General features: G+C 75.7%; 18 protein-coding genes. 6 read left to right on the plus strand and 12 right to left on the minus strand.

Features of this window, described 5'->3' with window-relative positions; genetic code table 11:
* Positions 1-47 precede the first annotated feature (47 nt).
* On the plus strand, positions 48-1,409 hold the full coding sequence (locus ACPYN7_RS01525) for a hypothetical protein (protein ID WP_058874423.1): 1,362 nt from the start codon (positions 48-50) through the stop codon (positions 1,407-1,409).
* Between the two features lie 254 nt (positions 1,410-1,663).
* Here the strand turns inward: ACPYN7_RS01525 and ACPYN7_RS01530 are convergent, their stop codons facing one another.
* The 4 genes from ACPYN7_RS01530 to ACPYN7_RS01545 form a co-directional block, all read right to left on the minus strand.
* Positions 1,664-2,611 (minus strand): 4-(cytidine 5'-diphospho)-2-C-methyl-D-erythritol kinase, encoded by a 948-nt coding sequence (locus ACPYN7_RS01530; RefSeq protein ID WP_424346489.1) that lies wholly within the window; start codon positions 2,609-2,611, stop codon positions 1,664-1,666.
* On the minus strand, positions 2,608-3,510 hold the full coding sequence (gene rsmA / locus ACPYN7_RS01535) for a 16S rRNA (adenine(1518)-N(6)/adenine(1519)-N(6))-dimethyltransferase RsmA (RefSeq protein ID WP_424346490.1): 903 nt from the start codon (positions 3,508-3,510) through the stop codon (positions 2,608-2,610). Before rsmA ends, ACPYN7_RS01530 begins: the two co-directional genes overlap by 4 nt.
* Positions 3,511-3,712: 202 nt before the next feature.
* The gene (locus ACPYN7_RS01540) at positions 3,713-4,615 is read right to left on the minus strand and encodes a DUF559 domain-containing protein (protein ID WP_424346491.1); all 903 of its coding nucleotides are present in this window, start codon (positions 4,613-4,615) and stop codon (positions 3,713-3,715) included.
* Positions 4,616-4,828: 213 nt separating this feature from the next.
* Positions 4,829-5,842: a TatD family hydrolase gene (locus ACPYN7_RS01545; RefSeq protein WP_424346492.1), complete on the minus strand. Its 1,014-nt coding sequence runs from the start codon at positions 5,840-5,842 to the stop codon at positions 4,829-4,831.
* A gap of 199 nt (positions 5,843-6,041) precedes the next feature.
* Here ACPYN7_RS01545 and ACPYN7_RS01550 point away from each other — a divergent pair, with 199 nt between their 5' ends.
* The 3 genes from ACPYN7_RS01550 to ACPYN7_RS01560 are packed head-to-tail and all read left to right on the plus strand — an operon-like array spanning position 6,042 to position 10,773.
* Positions 6,042-6,992 (plus strand): AAA family ATPase, encoded by a 951-nt coding sequence (locus ACPYN7_RS01550; protein WP_424346593.1) that lies wholly within the window; start codon positions 6,042-6,044, stop codon positions 6,990-6,992.
* A gap of 53 nt (positions 6,993-7,045) precedes the next feature.
* Positions 7,046-8,362: a DUF58 domain-containing protein gene (locus ACPYN7_RS01555; protein ID WP_424346493.1), complete on the plus strand. Its 1,317-nt coding sequence runs from the start codon at positions 7,046-7,048 to the stop codon at positions 8,360-8,362.
* A complete protein-coding gene (locus ACPYN7_RS01560) occupies positions 8,359-10,773 on the plus strand; it encodes a transglutaminaseTgpA domain-containing protein (RefSeq protein ID WP_424346494.1) in 2,415 nt (804 codons plus the stop codon). Before ACPYN7_RS01555 ends, ACPYN7_RS01560 begins: the two co-directional genes overlap by 4 nt.
* A gap of 122 nt (positions 10,774-10,895) precedes the next feature.
* On the opposite strand, the gene ACPYN7_RS01565 is transcribed toward ACPYN7_RS01560, so the two are convergent.
* Positions 10,896-11,738, minus strand: a complete 843-nt coding sequence (locus ACPYN7_RS01565) for a formate/nitrite transporter family protein (protein ID WP_424346495.1) — start codon at positions 11,736-11,738, stop codon at positions 10,896-10,898.
* 185 nt (positions 11,739-11,923) lie between these two features.
* Positions 11,924-12,856 carry a 16S rRNA (cytidine(1402)-2'-O)-methyltransferase gene (gene rsmI / locus ACPYN7_RS01570; protein WP_424346496.1) on the minus strand — a complete coding sequence of 311 codons (933 nt, stop codon included), beginning with the start codon at positions 12,854-12,856 and terminating at the stop codon, positions 11,924-11,926.
* Positions 12,857-12,934: 78 nt separating this feature from the next.
* Between rsmI and ACPYN7_RS01575 the strand changes: the two genes are divergently transcribed.
* Entirely contained in the window at positions 12,935-14,578 is a 1,644-nt protein-coding gene (locus tag ACPYN7_RS01575) for a dolichyl-phosphate-mannose--protein mannosyltransferase (protein ID WP_424346497.1), read from the plus strand.
* A gap of 129 nt (positions 14,579-14,707) precedes the next feature.
* Here ACPYN7_RS01575 and ACPYN7_RS01580 read toward each other — a convergent pair whose 3' ends face one another.
* The 5 genes from ACPYN7_RS01580 to ACPYN7_RS01600 form a co-directional block, all read right to left on the minus strand.
* The gene (locus ACPYN7_RS01580; protein ID WP_424346498.1) at positions 14,708-15,733 is read right to left on the minus strand and encodes a TIGR01906 family membrane protein; all 1,026 of its coding nucleotides are present in this window, start codon (positions 15,731-15,733) and stop codon (positions 14,708-14,710) included.
* Positions 15,734-15,860: 127 nt separating this feature from the next.
* Positions 15,861-17,153 carry an Ig-like domain-containing protein gene (locus ACPYN7_RS01585; RefSeq protein WP_424346499.1) on the minus strand — a complete coding sequence of 431 codons (1,293 nt, stop codon included), beginning with the start codon at positions 17,151-17,153 and terminating at the stop codon, positions 15,861-15,863.
* Positions 17,154-17,303: 150 nt separating this feature from the next.
* Entirely contained in the window at positions 17,304-17,624 is a 321-nt protein-coding gene (locus ACPYN7_RS01590) for a hypothetical protein (RefSeq protein WP_424346500.1), read from the minus strand.
* A gap of 263 nt (positions 17,625-17,887) precedes the next feature.
* Positions 17,888-18,550, minus strand: coding sequence for a DUF3499 family protein (locus ACPYN7_RS01595; RefSeq protein ID WP_424346501.1), 663 nt, complete (start codon positions 18,548-18,550; stop codon positions 17,888-17,890).
* Between the two features lie 14 nt (positions 18,551-18,564).
* Entirely contained in the window at positions 18,565-19,095 is a 531-nt protein-coding gene (locus ACPYN7_RS01600) for a WhiB family transcriptional regulator (protein WP_058874409.1), read from the minus strand.
* Between the two features lie 311 nt (positions 19,096-19,406).
* On the opposite strand from ACPYN7_RS01600, the gene ACPYN7_RS01605 reads away from it, so the two are divergent.
* On the plus strand, positions 19,407-20,195 hold the full coding sequence (locus ACPYN7_RS01605; RefSeq protein WP_424346502.1) for a TIGR03089 family protein: 789 nt from the start codon (positions 19,407-19,409) through the stop codon (positions 20,193-20,195).
* 10 nt (positions 20,196-20,205) lie between these two features.
* Here ACPYN7_RS01605 and ACPYN7_RS01610 read toward each other — a convergent pair whose 3' ends face one another.
* A complete protein-coding gene (locus tag ACPYN7_RS01610; protein WP_424346503.1) occupies positions 20,206-20,943 on the minus strand; it encodes a GtrA family protein in 738 nt (245 codons plus the stop codon).
* Between the last annotated feature and the right edge of the window lie 29 nt (positions 20,944-20,972).

Here is a 20,972-nt window from a genome sequence, read left to right on the forward strand (position 1 = left end):
GCCGCACCGTCCGAGACGACCCGCGATCCACCAGGGGGGAAATCCACATGAGCGAGACTCTGAACACCATCGGCGCCGACCGGCGCCGGACCCGGGACGACACCGTCCGGACCCGTCCGCGCCGCCCGGAGCCGGCGGACCCGACGCCGCCGTGGCGCCGCGTCCTGCGCCGCTGGCCCACGATCCTCAGCACCTGGCTCGTGGTCCTGGCCGCCGCCGTGGTCGCGGGGCTGCTGTGGCCGCCGACCTACCAGGCGACCGCCTCGATGACCGTCACCCCGAGCGCGGTGAACCCGCTCACGGGCGACTCCGGGTTCGAGGAGGTCGAGATGCAGACGGAGATGGCCACGATGGCCTCCCAGCGCATCACGCTGCGGGCCGCGGCCCTGCTGCAGGACGTCCCCGTCGAGGAGGCCGACCCCGCGCTGGCCGAGGACCTGCTCGAGCGGCTCTCGACCACCGCCCCGGACGACACCCAGGTGCTGCGGGTGACGGTCACCGCCGACGACCCGAACCAGGCCGCCGAGCGGGCCAACGCCCTGGCCACCGCGTACCTCGCCGACCGCGGCGAGGACGTGCAGACCACCGCCGACGACACCCTGCAGCGCATCGACAAGTCCATCGCCGGCCTCGAGCGCAGCGACGACGACTCCTCCTCCCTGCGGCAGCTGCGCGAGCAGCGCACCGCCCTGGCCCTCATCGCCCCGACCCCGGGCCGCGTGATCAGCGAGGCCACGCCGCCGCAGGAGCCCTCCTCGGCCGGGCTGCTGCTCTTCGTGGCCGGCGGGCTGGTCGGCGGGCTGGTGCTCGGCGCCCTCGCCGGCGCCTTCCGGGAGCGCGCCGACCGCAGCGTGCGCCGGCCCGACCGGCTCGCCGACGCGACCGGCTCGCCCGTGGTGGTGCTGAGCTCCGAGGACGACGAGGACGGCGCCCTCGAGCTGCTGCGCCGGCTCTCCCAGGACGAGGACCGCGCGGTGCCGCGGCCGGGATCCCGGATCGCCGTGCACTCGACCCTGCCCGGTCAGGCCGCGGTCGTCGTCCGGGCCCTGGACAACGTGGTCTCCTCGTGGGGCGGCACCGTGGAGGTCGTGGGCGCGGACACGCTCACCGAGGCCGTGGGTCCGCTGGGCGACACGAACTGGCTGGGCATGGACGACACCACGCCCTCGCTGCTCGTGGCCACGGTCCCGCCGCGGGCCGGGGCGGCCGAGCTGGCCGCCCTCACCGACCGGGTCGACGGCGTGGTGCTGGCCGTGGAGCCCCGGGGCCGGCTGCGCCGGTTCGAGGAGCGCTTCGAGCGGCTCAGCGGCCGCGGCGCCGCAGTGGTGCCCGCGTTCGTGGTGCAGCGCCAGACCCGCCCGGCGGCGGACCCGGCGCCCGCCCAGGAGACCGGTCCGCAGCACCGCTGACCGTCCGCCGGCGCCGCCTGAACCCGGGAGGTCAGGTCCGATCCAGGCGCCGGCGGTCGAACGCCAGGGGTCAGGGAGCCCGCACCGCGGAAGCGGGCGCTCCCTGGCCCCTGAGCACGTCCGCGAAGTCCTCGGCCGCAGCCGCCTCCGCGTCCCCCGGGGTCAGGGAGCCCGCACCGCGAGAGCCGGCGCTCCCCGGCCCCGGAGCACGTCCACGAGGTCCTCGGCCGCAGCCGCCTCCGCGTCCCCCGGGGTCAGGGAGCCCGCACCGCGAGAGCGGGCGCTCCCTGGCCCCTGAGCACGTCCGCGAGGTCCTCGGCCGCGGCGGCGTCCGCCACGAGGTGGGCCACGGTGGGCCCGGACCCGGACACGAAGCTCGCCAGGGCGCCGACGGCCGCACCCGCAGCCAGCACGGGCGCCAGCTGCGGGGCGAGCGAGAGGGCCGCGGCCTGCAGGTCGTTGACCAGCAGCGGGGCCAGCTCGGCGGCGCGCCCGGTGCGCAGGGCCTCCTCGAGACCCGCCGGCAGCCGGGGCGGCGGGACGTCCTCGCGCGTGCGCAGGCGGTCCAGCTCGGCGTAGACCGCGGGCGTCGACAGCCCGGCCTCGGCCGCCACCAGGACCAGGTGCAGCGGCGCCCCGACCGCCACCGGCCGCAGGTGCGCCCCCGTCCCGGTGCCCACCGCCGCCCCGCCCGTCAGCGCGAACGGCACGTCGGCGCCGAGACCGGCCGCGAGCTCCAGCAGCGCGTCGTCGTCGAGCGGGGGCTCCCCGGAGACGCGGGCTGCGAGCCGGTTCACGGCGAGCAGGGCCGCCGCGGCGTCCGCGGAGCCCCCGCCCATGCCGCCGGCCACCGGAACGGCCTTGTCGATCTGCAGGTGCAGCCCGCCCGAGAGCCGCGGGAAGCGCGCGAGCACGGCCTCGGCGGCCCGGACCGCCAGGTTGGACCCGTCGGTGGGCACCGCGTCCAGGGTGAACGTCCCCCGGTCGATCTGCTGGGCCACGAGCGAGCCCGGGACCGCCGCCACGCCCACGGTGGTGCCGCCGCTCCGGGTCGGCGCGGCCGTCACGGTCTCGCCCGTGCTCACCGCGCAGTACAGGCTCGCGACGTCGTGGTAGCCGTCCGGGCGCGGCGGGCCCGCGGCGAAGAACAGGTTGACCTTCCCGGGGGCGGCGGCCCGCTCCGGGCGCGGCGTGGTGGTCATGCCCCGCGCACCCCCGCGGTCAGTCCCGCCGCGGCGCCGGCCTGTGCGATCCGGGCGAACGCTTGCACGTCCAGCTTCTCCCCGCGCTCCCCCGGGTCGATCCCAGCCGCCGCGAGGATCTCCCCGGCCGCCGCGGCGGAGCCCGCCCACCCTGCCAGGGCGGCCCGCAGGGTCTTGCGCCGCTGGGCGAAAGCCGCGTCCACCGCCGCGAACACCAGCTCCCGGTCCACGTCCGCCACCGGCTGCTCGCGGCGCACGAAGCGCACCAGCCCCGAGGCGATCTTCGGGGCCGGCCAGAACACGTTCTTCCCGATGGTCCCGGCCTTGGTGACCTCGGCGTACCACGAGGCCTTCACCGACGGCACCCCGTAGACCTTGGAGCCCGGCGCGGCGGCCAGCCGGTCCGCGACCTCCTCCTGCACCATCACCAGCCCGCGGCGGATCGAGGGGAAGCGGGCCAGCAGGTGCAGCAGCACCGGGACGGCCACGTTGTACGGCAGGTTCGCCACCAGGGCGGTGGGCTCGGCGGGCAGCTCCTCGACGCGCATGGCATCCTGCTCGAGCACGGTCAGGCGGCCCGCCAGCTCGGGGCGCAGCTGCTCCACCGTGTGCGGCAGCTGCGCCGCCAGCGGCGGGTCGATCTCCACGGCCACGACCTGCTCGGCGGCGTCCAGCAGCCCGAGGGTCAGCGACCCCAGCCCCGGTCCCACCTCCAGCACCGTCTCGTGCTCGCCCAGCCGTGCGGCGGCGATGATCCGCCGGATCGTGTTGGGGTCGATCACGAAGTTCTGCCCGAGCGTCTTGGTCGGCCGGATGCCGAGCTGCTCCGCGAGCGCGCGGATCTCCGCGGGCCCCAGCAGGGCGCGGGCGGCGGGCTCTGGCGCACTGGATTCAGTCACCGAGCCATCGTATCGGCCGCACTCGCCTCCCCCTCCCCGCGTCCTGCCCCTCCCTCTCGCCCTTCTCTCCCCTCCCATCTGCCGCCGAGTCCCCCATGTGCTCGCTATTCCCCTGGATCAATCGGGGGGACCTGCGAGCACACGGGGGACTCGGTGCTCACACTGACCAGCTCGGGTGGCGCTGGCGCCAGGGTGGGGGGTGTCAGGAGGTGCTCGACGCTCGCAGGAGTGCCGCATCGATGCGGGCCAGGGTCGCCGCCGGGCGGTGCACGACGTCGTTCCACCCCACGCGGATCACCCTCCACCCCAGCTCCTGGATCTCCACCTCGCGCCGCCGCTCGTCCCGCAGGACGGTCCGCAGCGTGGCGGCGCCCGCGTACTTGGTCTCGCCGTCGAACTCGAGCACCAGCCGGTGCTCCGGCCATGCGAAGTCGGCCCGGTACGAACCGCTGCGGCCCTCGATGACCCATTGCAGACGAGGCATGGGCAGTGACGACTCCGCCAGCAGCAGCCTGGTCAGCGTCTCGCCGACGGACTCCGCACGGGGATCCATGGCGGCCAGCACCGACCGCGCCCGCCTGACCCCGCGCTGGCCCGCCCACTGCGGCAGTCGCGCCTCCAGCCGGGAGCGGGACACCCCCACGCAGTGCGCCTGGTCCGCGAGGACCACGGCGTCGGTGAACGGCAGCAGCCTCGCGCAGTCCAGCAGGGTCCGCTCCGCCGTGGTGACCCGCAGGCCCTCCACCGCCTCGATGTCCGAGGCAGGCAGAACGGCTTCATGCCGGACGACCGAGGTGTAGCCGTGGTGCGTGCCGCGCTCCGGCGGCGAGACCGTGTGGATCCGGGACGGGACCCGGCGCAGACCCAGACCGTGCACCACGGCGGCCGAGGCCAGGCAGAAGACGGGGGTCACGTGTGCCGCCCGCGCGAACGCCCGCTGCTTCGCCAGCACCCGCTGCTCCGGGGAGAGCTCGCGGTACCGGCGCGCATCCATGAAGTAGCCCGGGTGGACGCGTTCGAGCCGGCCGTCCAGCACGCGGCGTCGGATCTCGTGGCTGCTGAGGCCTCGGTCGAGGAGCTCGGCAGTGCTCTTGAGGTCGCTCATGCCTCGGGGATAGCAGCGCCCGCGTCCTGCCGGGAGGCCCGGGTCAGCTGGTGTGGACGGCGCCGTCGGTGCCGATCGCCTGGGGAGCGGAAGTGCCATTGCACCGAATCCCCCAGGAGCTCGCGATCTCCCCCGCTCGATCCGGGGGAACTGGCACAACATGGGGGGCTCGGCGATGCGGGTGGGGTGGAACGGGGCGGGCCAGGGGCCTGGTCAGAACTCGCCGTACACCTCCACCGTGTTGGACCAGAGGCGCTCGCACAGCGGCTCCAGCTCCTGCTCCAGGATCCCGGCCATGCCGCGCACCGTGTAGTTGACCACGTAGCTGGCGTTGGGCCGGCCCCGGTAGGGGTGCGGGGTGAGGAACGGCGCGTCGGTCTCGGTGAGCACGAGCTCGGGGCGGGCGGTGCGCAGCGCGGCCTTCAGGTCGTGGCTGTTCTTGAAGGTGACGGTGCCGGAGAAGGACATGTACCAGCCGTGCTCGTTGCAGATCCGCGCGAGCTCCTCGTCCCCGGAGAAGCAGTGGAACACGGTGCGCTCGGGGGCGCCCTCCTCCAGCAGGACGGCGACGACGTCGGCGTGGGCGTCCCGGTCGTGGATCTGCAGCGCCTTGCCGGTCTCGCGGGCGAAGCGGATGTGCTCCCGGAAGGACGCCTTCTGGTGCTCCCGGCCCTCCCCCTCGGTGCGGAAGTAGTCGAGGCCGGTCTCGCCGAAGGCCCGCACCCGCTCGTGCTCCCCCAGTTCCCGGATCGCGGCGAGCGCCTCGTCGAGGGTCCCGGCGGCCGCGAGCTTCGGCGCCTCGTTGGGGTGCAGCGCCACCGCGGCGAGCACCCGGGGGTCGGCCCCGGCGGCGGCCACGGCGAAGCGGGAGGACGGGATGTCGCAGCCGACCTGGACGAGCCCGCCCACGCCGGCGAGGGCGGCGGCGTCCGCGGCGTCGCGCACCGAGACCTGGACCCGGCCGTCCTGCAGGTCCAGGTGGGTGTGGTTGTCGGCCACCGGGTGCGGCAGCGGCTCCGGCGCGGGCGGGTGGGAGAGGTTGCGGCGGCGCCCGTCGTCGGCCTGGGCGGAGCGCCGCCGGGTGCCCTCCCCCGCGGGGACGTCCTCGGGCACGGCGTAGTGCTCGGGCTCGTAGGCGGCGGGGGCCGCACCCGGGGCGGGAGCGGGCCGCGCGGCGGGGTCCGGCCACAGGGAGGCGGTGAGCAGGGTGGCGTTGGGGTCGGTCACGGGCGGCACCTCGGGAAGGGTCGGAAGGAAATGGGGAAGGAAAAGAGCGGGTCGCGAAGAGACGGACAGATCCGGTGAGCTCCGGCCGGTCCGGGACCGGGGCGGAACACGCGGGCACGTTCCGCCCCGACCAATCTACGAGCTGCGCCCCGTGCGGACATACTGGGAGCAGCAGCCCGAGCAGGAAGCCGAGGAGCCCATGGAGTCCTTCCCCCAGTACACGCAGGCGATCCTGGACCGGATCAACACGGTGATCGACGGCAAGCCCGAGGCGGCGCGCACGGCCCTGAGCGTGCTGCTGGCCGGCGGGCACCTGCTGGTCGAGGACGTGCCGGGCGTGGGCAAGACCATGCTGGCGCGCACGCTGGCGAGCGCGATCGGCGGCACGGTCTCGCGCGTGCAGTTCACCCCGGACCTGCTGCCCACGGACATCACGGGCGTCTCGGTCTACGACCAGGCCCGGCGCGAGTTCGAGTTCAAGCCGGGCCCGGTGTTCGCCAACGTGGTGATCGGGGACGAGATCAACCGGGCCTCGGCCAAGACCCAGTCCGCGCTGCTCGAGTGCATGGCGGAGGGACAGGTCACGGCGGACGGCACCACCTACCGGCTGTCGAGCCCGTTCATGGTGGTGGCCACGCAGAACCCCGTGGAGATGGACGGCACGTTCCCGCTGCCGGAGGCGCAGCGGGACCGGTTCACGGCCCGGATCTCGATGGGCTACCCGGACACCGAGGCGGAGATGACGATGCTCACCGACCACGGCGGCGGTTCCCCGCTGGCGGGCCTGCAGCCGGTGGTCTCCGTCGAGGACGCGGCCCGCCTGGTGGAGCACGTGCGCGGCATCCACGTCTCGGACGCGGTGCGCGCCTACGTGGTGGCCCTGGGCCAGGCCACGCGCTCGCACCCGCAGATCCGGCTGGGCGCCAGCCCCCGGGCGCTGCTCCAGCTGCAGGCCGCGGCCCGCGCGGAGGCCGCCCTGAGCGGGCGGGAGTACGTCCTGCCGGACGACGTGCGGGCGGTCGCGGTGCCCGTGCTCGCCCACCGCCTGATCCTGGACCGCCGCGCCGGCACGGACTCCGCGGAGGAGCTGGTGCGGGCGGTGCTGGACGAGGTGCGGGTCCCGGCCGAGCACACCCCCCGGACCCGATGAGCCGCCGGCCGGATCCGGGCCGGACGGCGGAGGGCGAGCGGGCGGAGCAGCCCGTGGACTCCCGTGCCCGGTTCACGGGGCGCGGCTGGGCGTTCCTCGGGGCGGGCGCGCTGTGCCTGCTGCTGGCCACCTGGCTGGGCCGCAAGGACGTGCTGGCGCTGGCCCTGTTCCTGGGCGGGGCCCCGCTGTTCGCGGCGCTGTCCCTGTACGTGGTCAAGCCGAGGGTGCTGCTCAAGCGCGGCGTGGACCCGGCGCTCGTGACGGCCGGGGACTCCGCCGTGGTCCGGCTGCGCGTGCGGCACCGGACCCGGCGCGGCGGGACGGTCACCGGGGCGGTCGCCGTGCACGAGACGGTGCCCGAGCCGCTGGGCGGGGACCGCGAGCTGAGCGTGGCGGCGAGCGGGGAGCCCGCCGCCTACACCGTGCGGCCGCGCCGCCGCGGCGTGTACGCCCTGGGCCCGGCCACGGTGCGGGTCGCCGACCCGTTCGGGCTCGCCGCCGAGCTGCTCGACGCCTCCGAGCGCACGTCCCTGCACGTGGCCCCGGACCCCGTGGAGCTGCCGGAGATCAGCGCCGACCGGCTGCGGGAGTCCGGCACCGACCCGTCCCGGACGGCACAGCCGCAGCCGGGCCCCGACAACGTCACCACCCGCGAGTACCGGCACGGGGACCCCATGCGGCGGGTCCACTGGGCCGCCTCCGCCAAGCACGGCCGGCTGATGGTCCGTCAGGAGGACCCCCGCAGCACCCGCCGCCTCACCCTGGTCCTGGACCGCGAGGAGGCCTCCTGGCCCGGGGAGCGGCTGTGGGCGGGCGTGCTCCCCAGCACCGCCGAGTTCGAGTGGGCCGTGTCCTTCACCGCCGCCGTGCTCGAGCACCTCACCCAGCGCGAGACCGCCGTGCACGCCCTCGACACCTTCGGCCGCCCGCTCCCCCGCGGCGGCGAGGACGACGACGACGCTCCAGCGCACGCCGCGGCCGTCACCGCCGTCACCGACGACGGCGCCGAGGACGCCCGGCACGGACTGGCGCGGGTGCGTCCGGAGCCCGCGCCGCGGACGTCGGCCACCGGCGGGACCGCCGAGGACGCGCTGGCCGACCGGTTCGACCGGGACGGGCTGGTCCACCCCGTGCTGCTGGTCTCCGGGGACCTCACCGCGCCGGCCGCCGAGCGGGTCCTGGGCGGCACGCAGCGGGCCGCCGCCGGCAGCGCGGTGCTGGTGGGCTCGTCCCCCGGCCGGGACCCGGACGGGGCGGCAGTGCTGGAGGCGGCGGGCTGGTCCGTCGTCGTCGTGCCGGCCTCCGCCGCGCCCGAGGACGCGTGGGCGCAGCTGGGCACGGGGGCCCGCACGGCCGGGGCCGTCCGGTGAGCGCCGCCGTCCGCGCCCCGTCGGCCGCACCGGTCGCCGCCGGGCCGCCGGAGACCCCGGGAACGCAGGTCCGCCGCCCGGTGGGCGCCGTCCTGGGCCTGGCCGGCACGGTCCTCGCGGCGGTCTGGCTGTCCCTCGTGGCCCTGACCGGCGTCCTCGACGGCACCGGGTGGGTGCCGGGGACGCTGCTCGCCGCCCTCGCCGTGGTCGCCGCGACCGCGACGTCCCGGGTGCTGCGGCTGCCGGGCGCGCTGGCCCCGCTGTTCGGCGCCGGCGCCCTGGTGCTCGTGCTCACGGTGCTGTTCCTGCGGGAGCCCGCGCTGCTCGGCCTGGTCCCCACCCCCGGGAGCCTGGGGCTCGCCGCGCATCTGTGGCGAGAGGCCGCCGGGGTCGCCGCGGAGCGGCCCGCCCCGTACCCGGACACCGCGGCGCTCGCGTTCGTCGCGGCCCTGGTGACCGGGGTCGTGACCCTGTTCGTGGACACCGTGCTCGTGGCGCTGCGGCTGCCGGGGCTCAGCGCGCTCGGCGTGCTGGCGCTGCTGGTGGTGCCCGCTCTGGTGCTCCCGGAGAGCGTGGGGGCGGCCGGGACGGCGGCCGCCGTGCTCGCCGCCCTGGTCCTGCTCGGCGGCGGACGGCGCTTCGGCGCGGTGCGGGAGCCCCGCACCGCGGCGGCGCCGGGCAGCTGGCCGCGGGCCCTCGTGGTGGGCGCCGGCGTGCTCGCCGTGACCCTGCTGGTCCCGGGCCTGGTCCCCGGTTTCGTCAACGGCGCGTTCCCGCAGGGCAGCGGCCTCGCCGGCGAGCGCGCCTCCGGGGTGGGCCCGCTGCGGGCCGTGGGCCAGGACCTGCGCTCCGCGGAGCAGCTGCCGCGCCTGGAGTACACCACGAGCACCGGTGAGCCCGAGCTGCTGCGGGTGCTCGCTCTGACCGACTTCTCCGGCACGGAGTGGTTCCCGGACAGCACCGGGCTGGAACCCGGGCCCGGCGACCTCGCGCCCACCCCGCTGCAGCCGGTGGGCGACGGCCCCGAGCGCACCACCGCCGTGGAGCTGCGGGACTGGTCGGAGCGCTGGCTGCCGCTGCCGTGGGCGCCCGTGGGCGTGACGGGGCTCGAGGACGGCGACTGGGCCTGGAGCCCCCGGGACCTCGCCGTGCACGGGGAGCGGGTCCCGCCGGAGGGCACGGCCTACGAGGTCCGCTCGGTCGCCCCCGAGCCCACCTCCGCGCAGCTGCGCGAGGCCCCTGCCGCGCCGGAGACCCCGGAGCTCGCCCCGTACCTGGAGCTGCCCGAGCAGACCCCGGCCGCCCTCCGGGACGCCGCCCGGGAGCGCGCCGGCGACGCCCCCACGGCGTTCGACCAGGCCCTGGCCCTGCAGGAGTGGCTGCGCTCCGACGAGTTCCGCTACGACGTGGACGCCCCGCTCGCCCAGGGGTACGACGCCGGAGGCATGGGCTCCCTCGAGGAGTTCCTGGCCGTGCGCGCGGGCTACGCCGGGCACTTCGCCCCGGCGATGGCGGTCATGGCCCGGGAGCTGGGCATCCCCGCCCGCGTGGCGGTCGGCTACCTCCCGGCCACCGGGACGGACACCGCGGACGCGGCACCGGAGGCGGAGGAACCCTTCGGGGACGCGGCGGACCCGGGCGCCTTTCCGGTCCTGCCCCGCGACGCCCACGCGTGGCCGGAGCTGTGGTTCGAGGGCTCCGGCTGGGTGCGCTTCGAGCCGACCCCCGGCACGGGCGACCTCCCCGGCTACGCCGCCGAGGGCTCCCAGGACGGGGACGGGCAGTCGCCGGAGGGCGAGGGCACCGCGGAGCCCACCGGTGAGCCGACCGACGCCCCCACCCCGGCGAGCACGGCGGACAGCTCCGAGACGGACGCGCCCTCGGCCGAGCCGACGGCCGTGCCGACCCCGGAGTCCACCGCCGCGCCGGCGCCCGAGGAGGACGCCGAGCCGGCGGTGTGGCCGGTCTGGCTCGCCGGCGGCCTGGCCGCCGCGCTGCTCGCCCTGCTGGCCGCGCTCCCCCGGCTGCTCCGGTCGCGGCGGCGCCGGCGCCGGCTCCGGGTCCTGGGCGACGAGGGGACCCCCGCACCGCAGCGGGCCCTGGCCGGCTGGGCCGAGGTCGAGGACCTCGCCGTCGACCACGGGGTGGGCCGCGCCGCCGCGGAGACGCCCCGGGCCTTCGTCGACCGGCTCGGCGCCGCGCTCCCGGCGGCCGCAGCGCCGCTGGGACGCCTCGGCCGGGACGTGGAGCGGGCCCTCTACGCGCCGGGCACCGCGGCGTGGTCGCCCGAGGCAGCGCCGGCGGACGTCACGGCCCTGCGGGCGGCTCTGGCCGAGCGCGGCGGACCCGGCACCGGGCGAGCCCGGTGGCGCGCCCGGTGGCTCCCCCGGTCGGTGACGGCCCGCCGCTGAGCACGGTCCCCGGCCGGATGCCGAGTCCCCCGTGTGCTCGCAGTTCCCCCCGATCGATCCAGGGGAACTGCGAACGCACGGGGGACTCGGCGCTGTGCGGGACCGGAGGGCGGGCGCCTCGCTCACCCGACCGGGACGCGGTCCTCCTGCGGGACCGGCCGGGCGCGGGACGCCCCGGTGCGGGCGTGCGTGGCGTAGAGGGTGAGCCCCACGAAGGTCAGCCCGCCGACGAGGTTGCCGAGCACGGTGGGGATCTCGTTCCACACGAGGTAGTCCATGACGGAGAAGTCGCCGCCGAGGATGAGACCGGAGGGGAACAGGAACATGTTGACGATCGAGTGCTCGAAGCCCATGTAGAAGAACAGCAGGATGGGCATCCACATGGCGATCACCTTGCCGGAGACGCTCGTGGACATCATGGCGGCGACCACCCCGGTGGAGACCATCCAGTTGCACAGCACGGCCCGGACGAACAGCGTGAGCATCCCGGCGGCGCCGTACTCCGCGTAGCCGACGGTGCGGCCCTCGCCGATCGAGCCGATGGCCTGGCCGACCTCGTTGGGCGGGGTGGAGAAGCCGTAGGTGAAGATGATGGCCATCATCACGGCCACGGTGAACGCGCCGGCGAAGTTGCCCGTGAACACGAGACCCCAGTTGCGCAGCATCGAGCGGACCGTGACGCCGGGGCGCTTGTCGATGAGCGCGAGCGGCACCAGGGTGAACACCCCGGTCAGCAGGTCGAAGCCGAGCAGGTACAGCAGGCAGAAGCCGACCGGGAAGAGCAGGGCCCCGACCACCGCCTGGCCCGTCTGCACGGTGACCGTGACGGCGAACGCCGCGGCGAGGGCGAGGATCGCGCCGGCCATGAACGCCCTGATCAGGGTGTCACGGGTGGACATGAAGACCTTCGCCTCTCCGGCGTCGATCATCTTGGTGACGAAGTCTGCGGGCAGCACGTAGGACATGGCATGGCTCCGTTGTTCGACGGACGGGAGGACACCGGAGCCCGCGCCGCACGTGCCCGGGTCCCGGTGCTTCCGAGTCTGGCCGGGCGATGTTTCCGCACCGTGTCGCCGGCCGGGGTCCCGGATCAATTCGGTCTCACGGTGTCGCGGCCCGCGTGTGAGGCGGGGCCCGGAGCCGTCGCTCGTCAGCCCTTGCGGGAAGCGAGCACCGTCTCGTAGAGCTCCCGCTTGCCCACGCCCGTGCGGGCGGCGACCTGGCCGGCGGCGTCCTTGAGCCGGGTCCCACCGGCCACGAGCGCCTCGACCTCGGCCACGAGGTCCTCGGCGCGGGCGGCCTCGGGGGCGGGGGCCCCGGCGACGACGACGGCGATCTCCCCGCGCACCTGCCCCTGCCCGCACCACTCGACGAGCTCGGCGAGCGAGCCCCGCACGACCTCCTCGTGCAGCTTGGTGAGCTCCCGGGCGACGACCGCCCGGCGGCCGGCCCCGAACGCGTCCCGCAGCGCGGTGAGCATGACCTCGAGCCGGTGCGGCGCCTCGTAGAAGACCATGGTGCGCCGCTCGCCGTCGAGCTCGGCCAGCCGGCCGGCGCGCTCCGAGGACTTCCGCGGCAGGAAGCCCTCGAACGTGAACCGGTCCGTGGGCAGGCCGGACACGGCCAGGGCCATGAGCACCGCCGAGGGCCCGGGGATCGCGGTGACGGTCAGGCCCTCGGCGGCCGCGGCCTCCGCGAGCCGGTAGCCGGGGTCGGAGACGGTGGGCATCCCGGCGTCGGAGAGGACCAGCACGGTGCTCCCGGCGCGGACGGCGTCGAGCAGCTCGGCGACCCGTCCGGCCTCGTTGTGCTCGTGGTGGGTGAGCACCCGCCCGCGCGTGGTGACGCCGAGGCCGGCCGTGAGCCGGCGCAGCCGCCGGGTGTCCTCGACGGCGAGCACGTCCGCGGTCTCGAGGGCAGCCCGCAGCCGGGGCGGCGCGTCGCCGAGGTTGCCGATCGGGGTGCCCGCGAGGACCACCTGCCCGGGACCCGCGGGGCCGCTGCCGGAGTCGTCGCCGCCGGAGTCGCTGTCGGAGCCGGCGGGAGCGTCGGCGGGGGCGTCGTCGTGAGGTTCCGTGTGCACGGCTCCACTGTACGGCGCGCTCCGCGGGGCGCCTCCGGGGGTCCGCGGGCGGCGGGACGCGTCCCCTACGATGACACCGTGAGTTCCTCGGTGCGCGCCCCAGTCCTGGCCCCGGAGCCTCGGCCCGCAGCACCGGTGGGCACGCTGCGCGGGTCCCTGGCCCCCGCCGCGCTGCGGGAGCGGCTGCTGCCGGCCCCCGCCGCGGTGGCCCGGTTCGCGTGGCTGGCCCCTCTGCTGGTGGTCCTGCTCGGCGGGCTGCTGCGCTTCCACCGGCTCTCCCACCCGGACGCGATCGTCTTCGACGAGACCTACTACGTGAAGGACTCCTACTCCCTGCTGCTGCACGGCTACGAGCGGCAGTGGCCGGAGGGCGCGGACGAGCAGTTCGTGGCCGGCACCCCGCCCGAGGCCCTGGACTCCCCCTCGTACGTGGTCCACCCGCCGGCCGGGAAGTGGCTCATCGCCTTCGGCATGTGGCTGTTCGGCGCCGAGGACCCCGTGGGGTGGCGCTTCTCGGCGGCCCTGATCGGCACGCTCTCCATCGCGCTGGTGTGCGCCGCGGGGTGGCTGCTCTTCCGCTCGGTCACGGTCGCCACGCTGGCGGGGCTGTTCACCGCGGTGGACGGGCTGCACCTGGTGCAGTCCCGGCTCGCGATGCTGGACGTCTTCCTGATGTTCTTCGTGCTGCTCGCGTTCGTGCTGCTCCTGCTGGACCGGGAGCACGGGCGCCGGCGCCTCGTCGCCCGGCTGGGCGTGCCCCCCGACAGCCGTGTCCCGGACGCGGAGCTGCGGCGGCGCCTGGAGTGGGGACCGTGGCTGGGCGTGCGCTGGTGGCGGATCGCGGCGGGCGTGGCCTGCGGGCTCGCAGTCGGAGTGAAGTGGAGCGCCCTGTTCCTGGTGGCTGCGCTGGGGGTGCTCACGGTGCTGTGGGACCTCAACGCCCGCCGGGTGGCCGGGGTGCGGCGCTGGCCGGCCGCCGGGGTGCTCAAGGACGGCGTGCCCGCGTTCTTCGCGGTCGTCGGGACGGGCCTGGTGGTCTACGTGTCCACCTGGGCGGGCTGGTTCGCCTCCTCGGACGCCTACGACCGGACCTGGGCGCAGCAGCACCCGGGCGAGGGCCCCCAGTGGCTCCCCGCGCCCCTGCGCTCCCTGTGGGCCTACCACTCCTCCGCCTACGGCTTCCACAGCGGCCTGGGCACCGACCACTCCTACGAGGCGCTGCCGTGGCTGTGGCTCACCCTGGGCCGGCCCACCTCCTACTTCTACGAGGACCCGGAGCGGGGCACCGCCGGGTGCGCGGTGGAGCACTGCTCGCAGGCGATCCTCAACATCGGCAACCCGCTGCTGTGGTGGACGGCGATCGCCGCCGTGCTCGTGGCCGCGTGGCTGTGGGCGGTGCGGCGGGACTGGCGCTTCGGGGCGCTGACCGGCGTGTTCGCTGCCGGGTACCTGCCCTGGTTCCTGTTCCCCGAGCGCACCATGTACTACTTCTACGCACTGCCCGTGCAGCCGGTCCTGATGCTCGTGCTCGCCGGCATGCTCGGCCTGGTCCTGGGCCGGCCCGGGGACACCGTGCGGCGTCGGCGCGCGGGCCTCGCGCTGGTCGGCGTGTTCACGGCCGCGGTGCTGCTGCTGAGTGCGCACTTCGCGCCGATCTGGTACGCGGAGACCGTCGAGTACGCCCAGTGGCGGGAGCGGATGTGGTTCGACGCCTGGATCTGATCCGGCGGTACGGGCCGGGTCCCCGTGGACGGCGCCCGGACCCGCTCAGCGGCCGGGCCGGCGCCCCGTGGTCGGGCCGGCGCCCCGTGACCGCCCCGCGCCCATCCGGAGCCCGGCGCACGGACCGGCTCAGCGGCCGGCCAGCCGGCGCTTGAGCTCCTGCCGCCGGCGCACCCGGTCGAGGGCCCGGTGCCGGCGGAAGGCGGTGGGCCAGGTGGCGACCATGACCGCGAGCGCCCCCAGGAGGGTCAGCCCGGCCACCGCGATCGCCGCGTCCATCCAGAACTGGGTGGGATACAGCCGGATGAGCGTGTCCGAGGCGCGGAAGGTCCAGGACCCGTCGGCGAAGAAGAGGGAGTGGAACAGGGCGAAGAACTGCTGCCAGCCGAGCACCGCGGCGACCGCCAGCACGACCAGCAGCACCACGGTCAGCCACGAGCCGAAGAACAGGGCGCCGGAGGCGGCCCCGGGGGCCTTCGCGCGCAGGTACAGGCACGAGACGATGCCGAGCAGCGCCAGGACGGCGACCGCGGCGAGGGCGCTCTGCAGCACGATCTTCACATCGGTCATGTGCGCGACCTCGGAGCCGAGGAACAGCTGGGCGCCGTCCGCGTCCTGCAGCCCTCCGAGGAACGCGGGCGGGGCCCAGTTCATGACGTAGTCCAGTCCGTAGGACCCGAAGGTCATCCGCTCCTCGGTGGAGAATCCGTAGGAGTCCGCTGGGAAGCCGGGGCGGTGGTACTCCGCCCACAGGAACAGGGGCGTGGCCACCACGCGCACCGCCGCGGCCAGCAGCGCGAGCGGGAGCACGAGCACGAGGAGGACCTGCTGCAGCTTCGGCAGCCGCGGTTCGTCCGCCAGGGCGTCCCGGCGCAGCGCGGCCCGGCGGTGGGCCTCCTCGTCCCGGTCGTCGTCCCCCGCGGCCTCGGCGGCCCCGACGGCGCGGGAGCCCCCGCCCGTGCGGCCGGGCGCGCGGCGCTGCCCGGCGCCGCGGCGGGCGTCGTCGTGCCCGTCGTGCTGCTCGTCCTCGGGCGCGGTGTCCGCGGGGACGACGGCGGGGAGCAGGCCCGTCCACACGGGCTCTTCGTGCCGGTCCTCGTCAGCGGGCGGATCGGCCTGCTGCCAGGGGGCCTTGTCGTTGCTGGGGGTGGCCACGGGCGGTCCTTCGGTCGGTGGGGTTCGATGGCGGGGCGGGCGGGACCGCTCCGGCCGGTCCGATCCTACCCACGACCGGCACGGCGTTCTCCCACGCCAGGCGCACCGGGGTCTCAGCGGCGGACCCTCACCAGTTGCCCTTCCACTGCTCGTCCGCGTAGTGCTCGAGCGGGATGTTCCAGTCGCCGTACCCGTCGTCGGGGTCGGCCTGCGGATAGCCGGTGCCCACGACCTCCACGACGTCCCCGGGCCGGAACACGTCGTGGATGAACTTCGCGCCCTCGGGCGGCATGCCCACGCACCCGTGGGAGACGTTGGCGACCCCGAGGACGGGCATCGCCGACGGCAGCGCCTGGTGCACGAACTCGCCGCTGGCCGTCAGCCGGGACACGTTGGAGGCCCAGAACGTGTCGTACCAGTGCGGGTCCCCCGGCTGCAGGTCCAGGGAGGAGGCCTTGAACAGGTACTCCGGGGCCTGCTCCATGATCACCTTCTGCCCCGTGGTGGAGGGCCAGTCCTCGTTGCCGAGGGTCACGGGGAACGTCCCCGCGACCTCGCCGTCCACCCAGGCGGTCAGCGTCTTGGTCTCGTTGTCGACGCGGGCGTAGTGCTCGGCGCCGGTCGAGAAGCTCCGGCGCAGGTCGTGGTTGCCCACCATCCCGTGGCCCACGTCGAGCCCGAGCAGGTCGAGGGTGACCGTGATCCGCGCGTGCGGTGCCCACTTCTCGGCGGGGCGGTAGCGGACCATCGTGTCCGAGTACCAGCGGAAGGCGCCCGCCCGGTCGCCGCCGCCGTCGACGGTGACGGCCTGCTCGACCTGCTCCTTGTGCACCACGGGCTCGGAGAAGGTGAACTCCAGGACCTGCCCGGTGCCGTAGGTCCCGCCGTCGGCCACGTTGAGGCGGGCGTCCACCTCGTGGGCGGCGAGAACGGTCGTGAACGTGCTGCTGCCCGTCGTCGTGGCCGCGGCCCCGGACGCGGCGCTCCAGTGCAGCGCGTACCGGGTGTCGAAGTCCAGGACCTCGGTGCTGGTCCAGGTGCGCCCGTCGGCGGAGAGCTCTCCCGGGACGGGCTCGCCGCCCAGGGCGGGGACGAGGACGACGTCGGTCAGCTCGCCCCGGTCGGCGCGCACGACGACCGGTTCCACGGGGTTGTGCTCGACCGCGGCGTCCGCGGGAGCGACGGTGACCTCGGCCGGAGCGGCGGTGGCCGGCGGGCTCGTGGGCACCGGCGTGGACGACGGCACGGACGACGCCGGGGACGAGGCGGTGGTGGCCGGTCCTTCCGCGGCAGCGCCGGAGGCCTGCGCGCAGCCGGTGGCGAGCAGGACCGTCACGGCGCCCAGCGCGAGCAGGCGCCGGGGAGCCGGCGTCGGTCGCGGGGCAGGCAGCACGGGATCCGGGGAAGAGGGCAGGGGCATGGGGAACGGCACCTCGGGCGTCAGGGGGGTGGGGGGAACGCTGGGGGAACTGCTTCCACGATAGGTCCCCGGGCCGTGCCCGGCCGCACCCGGACCCCGTGGATCACGAATGTTAACTCCTTCGTGACCCAGGGCGTTGCGCCCCGGTGCTCAGCGGCCGGGGGTGAGGCAGGCGATGCCGCCGGTGATCGGGTAGACCGGGTGCACGCCGTCGCGGAACGGGCGGTCGCTCATCAGCCGGTCGGCGTCCACGGGGATCAGCGTCCCGCCCGTCAGGGGGCACCGCAGGATCTCGACGAGGCCGGGAGCCAGGGCGACCGCCGGGGGCGCCGGGGTCGGTCCGGGAGCCGGCAGCTCCCAGGGCGCCGGGCGGAGGCCGCCCGGGGCCTCGTGCTGCCGGACGGGCCCGCTCTCGTGGTGGGGCTCGGCGTGGAGATCGTGCGTCGGCTGCGTCGTTGCAGGGACAGTCATGGGGGGGACTCCTGGTGCTCCGGGGGGAAGAGCGTCCCGCGCCGGGCAGGCGCGGTCTGCGGCTCATCCTAGGGCCGGAGCAGGCGCCGGGTCCGCAACCGGGCGGGGACGCGCGGTGCCGGGCCGGACGGAATCCCGGCGCGGTCCAGACCGGCGGCCGGGCGGGGACGCGCGGTGCCGACCCGGACGGAATCCCGGCGCGGTCCAGGCCGGCGGCCGGGCGGGGACGCGCGGTGCCGGGCCGGACGGAATCCCGGCGCGGTTCAGGCCTGCGGCCGGGCGGAGCCTCCGCGGGCGGCGGGCCGGCGAAGGTGCGCCCGCTGCAGGGTGCTGGGCATCGGGACGTCGTGCCAGACCACGTCGGGGCCCGGCGCCGCGGCCGGGCCGGACGCCGCGGCCGGGCCGGTGGTCCGGGGGTTCGCGGGCGCCGGGGTCGCCCGCGGACTGCTCTCCGGGCCGGCCGCGCGGGACCGCTCGGGGCCGGGCGCAGGGGTCGCCGCCGGACCGTCCTCCGGGTTCCTCGCCCCGAGCCCGTCAGGACGCGCCGAGCGCAGAGCAGCGGACCGCGACGCCGAGGGACGCGGCGAGGAGGAGCGGGGCAGGGAGACGTCGCGCAGCACCGTCCGCGGACGGTCGCGCACGGGCGCGGGGGGCTCGTCCTCCCGGACGGCCTCGGCCACGGCACCGATGTCCTCGCGCCGGGCCCGGGCCTCCGGCAGCTCCAGGCGGACGACGCGCCAGCCCCGCGGCACCGTGAGCCGGTCCGCGTGCACGGCGCAGAGATCGTAGGCGTGGGGTTCGGCGTGCCCGGCGAGCGGGCCGACCACGGCGGTCGAGTCCGAGTACACGTAGGTGAGGGTCATGACCGCGTCCCGCGTGCAGGTCTGGCGGGAGCAGAGGCGGGTGGCGCTGCCGGAGGAGGTCATGGCCCGAAACTACCTCAGCGGGCGAGGCGGCGCAGGCGGCGGCGCTCGCGCTCGGAGAGCCCGCCCCAGATGCCGAACTTCTCGTCCTTGCTCATCGCGTAGTCGAGGCACTCGGCCTGCACGGGGCAGGCCTCGCACACGCGCTTGGCGTCACGCGTGGATCCGCCCTTCTCGGGGAAGAAGGCCTCCGGGTCGGTCTGGGCGCACAGCGCGTCGGTCTGCCACGCCAGCTCCCCCTCGTCCTCCTCCACGGCGTACAGCCCGGCCACGGCGCTCCAGTCGGAGCCCTCGTCGGCGGCGGGCGCCTCGAGCAGGTCGAGGGCGGGTGCCGCTCCCCCGCCCGAGAGGTCCTGGACGGCCTCGTGGGCCTTGAGGTACGCGGTGGCCTGGTCCTCGAGGCTGCCGCCCACCCGGCGGACGTGCCGCTCGGCGGCCCGGGGGTCCACGGGGTCCACGAACCAGTCCTCGGGCACCGAGCGCATGCTCCGGCGACGGGCGCCGAGGGGGGTGGTGTCCACGACCTGCTGGCGTGCGGCCTCTCCCATGACTTTCCTTCCATCCGACACGATTGCCCGGGTCCGGCAGACTGCGGGGGGCGCCGGCCCCGTGCATCCCGGAGAACGTATCCTTGCTGATCGTCTGCCGGACTTCCCAATTACACGTGTGTAACTACTGTGGCGTCAACCCTCCTCGGGAGGGCGCCCCTATGACCCTAGCCGTGATGAATGCCGTTGGGAGTAGACGTTTTTCCACGTCACGGCGCGATTTCGGGAAGTCGCCGGGGACCGTGAAGAATACGGTCCCACGCATATGCTCCGCTGCCGTGACCGGTGGCGGGCACCCACGAGGAGGAACCATGGCCACCCCGATCCCCGACTCTGTCCCCCGTTTGATGGACAACCTGCGGAGCAGCAGCCGCCCCGCTCTCATCTGGTACGGCCGGGACGGCGAGCGCGTGGAGCTCTCCGGGCGGGTCCTCGACAACTGGGCGGCCAAGACCGCCAACCTGTGGGTGGACGAGCTGGACCTCGAGGCGGGCGACGTCGTGGCCCTCGGCGAGGAGGTGCACTGGCGCAGCCTCGCGGTTGCCCTGGGCACATGGACCATGGGAGCGGCCGTACGGACGGTCGATCCCCTCGGGGGCGCGGCGGAGCCGGGCGACCGGGCCGTGGTGGGGCTCGTCGACGCGCAGGGGGCGACACCGCCGCTGCTGGAGCGGGTGCCCTCCGGTGCGCGGGCGGTGGTCCTGGACCGGCCGGCGCTCTCGCTCGGCTACCGCGGCGAGCTGCCGGGCGGGGACGTCCTGGACTACTGCGCCGAGATCCGCTCCCACGCCGACGTCTACGCCGGCTTCGAGGAGCCGGCCCCGGAGGGCGACGCCCTCCGGGCGGCGGGCACCGACGGATTCCTGGCCCACGGCCGGCTGCTGCCCGCGGCGGGCGAGCTCCGGTCCGGGCGGGAGGACGCGTGGGGCACGGCCGCCGCGGTGCACGTGCCGGGACGGCGGATGGACGCCGCGTTCCTGCTGGGGGTGCTGGCCGTGCTGGCCGGGGGCCGCGCGGCGGTCGTCACGGACCGCCCGGAGGACCCCGCCGACGACGCCTGGCGGTCCGTGCTGGCGGCCGAGAACGCCGTGGGCTTCTGAGCGGGGAGCCTCAGCGGCCCTCGGCCGGGCCCGCGCCCTCGTGGGCGTCCGGTCCGGGGCCCGCCGTGCTCTCCGTCCGGGACTGGTCGCGGGCCAGGTGCTGGTCCTGGGACCGGAGGCGGTCGTGGGTCCGGGGCTGGTCCTGGGTCCGCGGGTGGTCGGTCCGCGGGTGGTCGGTCCGCGGGTGGTCGTGCGCCCGGTGCTGCCCGTGCTCCCGGTCGGGGCGCTCGGCGCCCTCGCCCGCCTGACGCCCCGTGATGAGGGCGATCTCGAGCGCCGCCGTGTCCGCGAAGTTCGGGTCCTCGTCGAGCTCCTCGGTGAAGACCCAGAAGCGGTAGGCGAAGTAGCGGAAGACCGTGCCGAGGATGGTGCCGATGATCGTGCCGGAGACGAAGGACGCGTAGGCGCTGGTGAGGCCCAGGACGTAGTAGCTGAAGCCGAGGCAGCCGAGCTCGATGGCCATCCCGATGCCGTTGGCCACGAGGAACTGGATCAGCTCGCGGCGCTTGTCCGACTGGCGCTTGTGCCGGAAGGTCCACAGCCGGTTGGCGACCCAGGCGAAGACGATGGCCACGGCCGTCGCCACGAACTTGGCCTTGAGGTGGCCGTCCTGGAAGACCGTGTGCATCAGGATCCAGGTGAGCGACGCGTTGATGACGAACGCGAGCGCACCGACGACACCGAACTTCATGAGTTCCTTGACGAAGAGGTGCCACAGGGCATCGAAACGGTCGACGAGACGGTTCACGCGGCTTCAGGTCTCCCAGGTGGTGAGTC

The organism is Kocuria sp. CH-021, from assembly GCF_049716185.1.
Classification (GTDB): Bacteria; Actinomycetota; Actinomycetes; order Actinomycetales; family Micrococcaceae; genus Kocuria; species Kocuria cellulosilytica.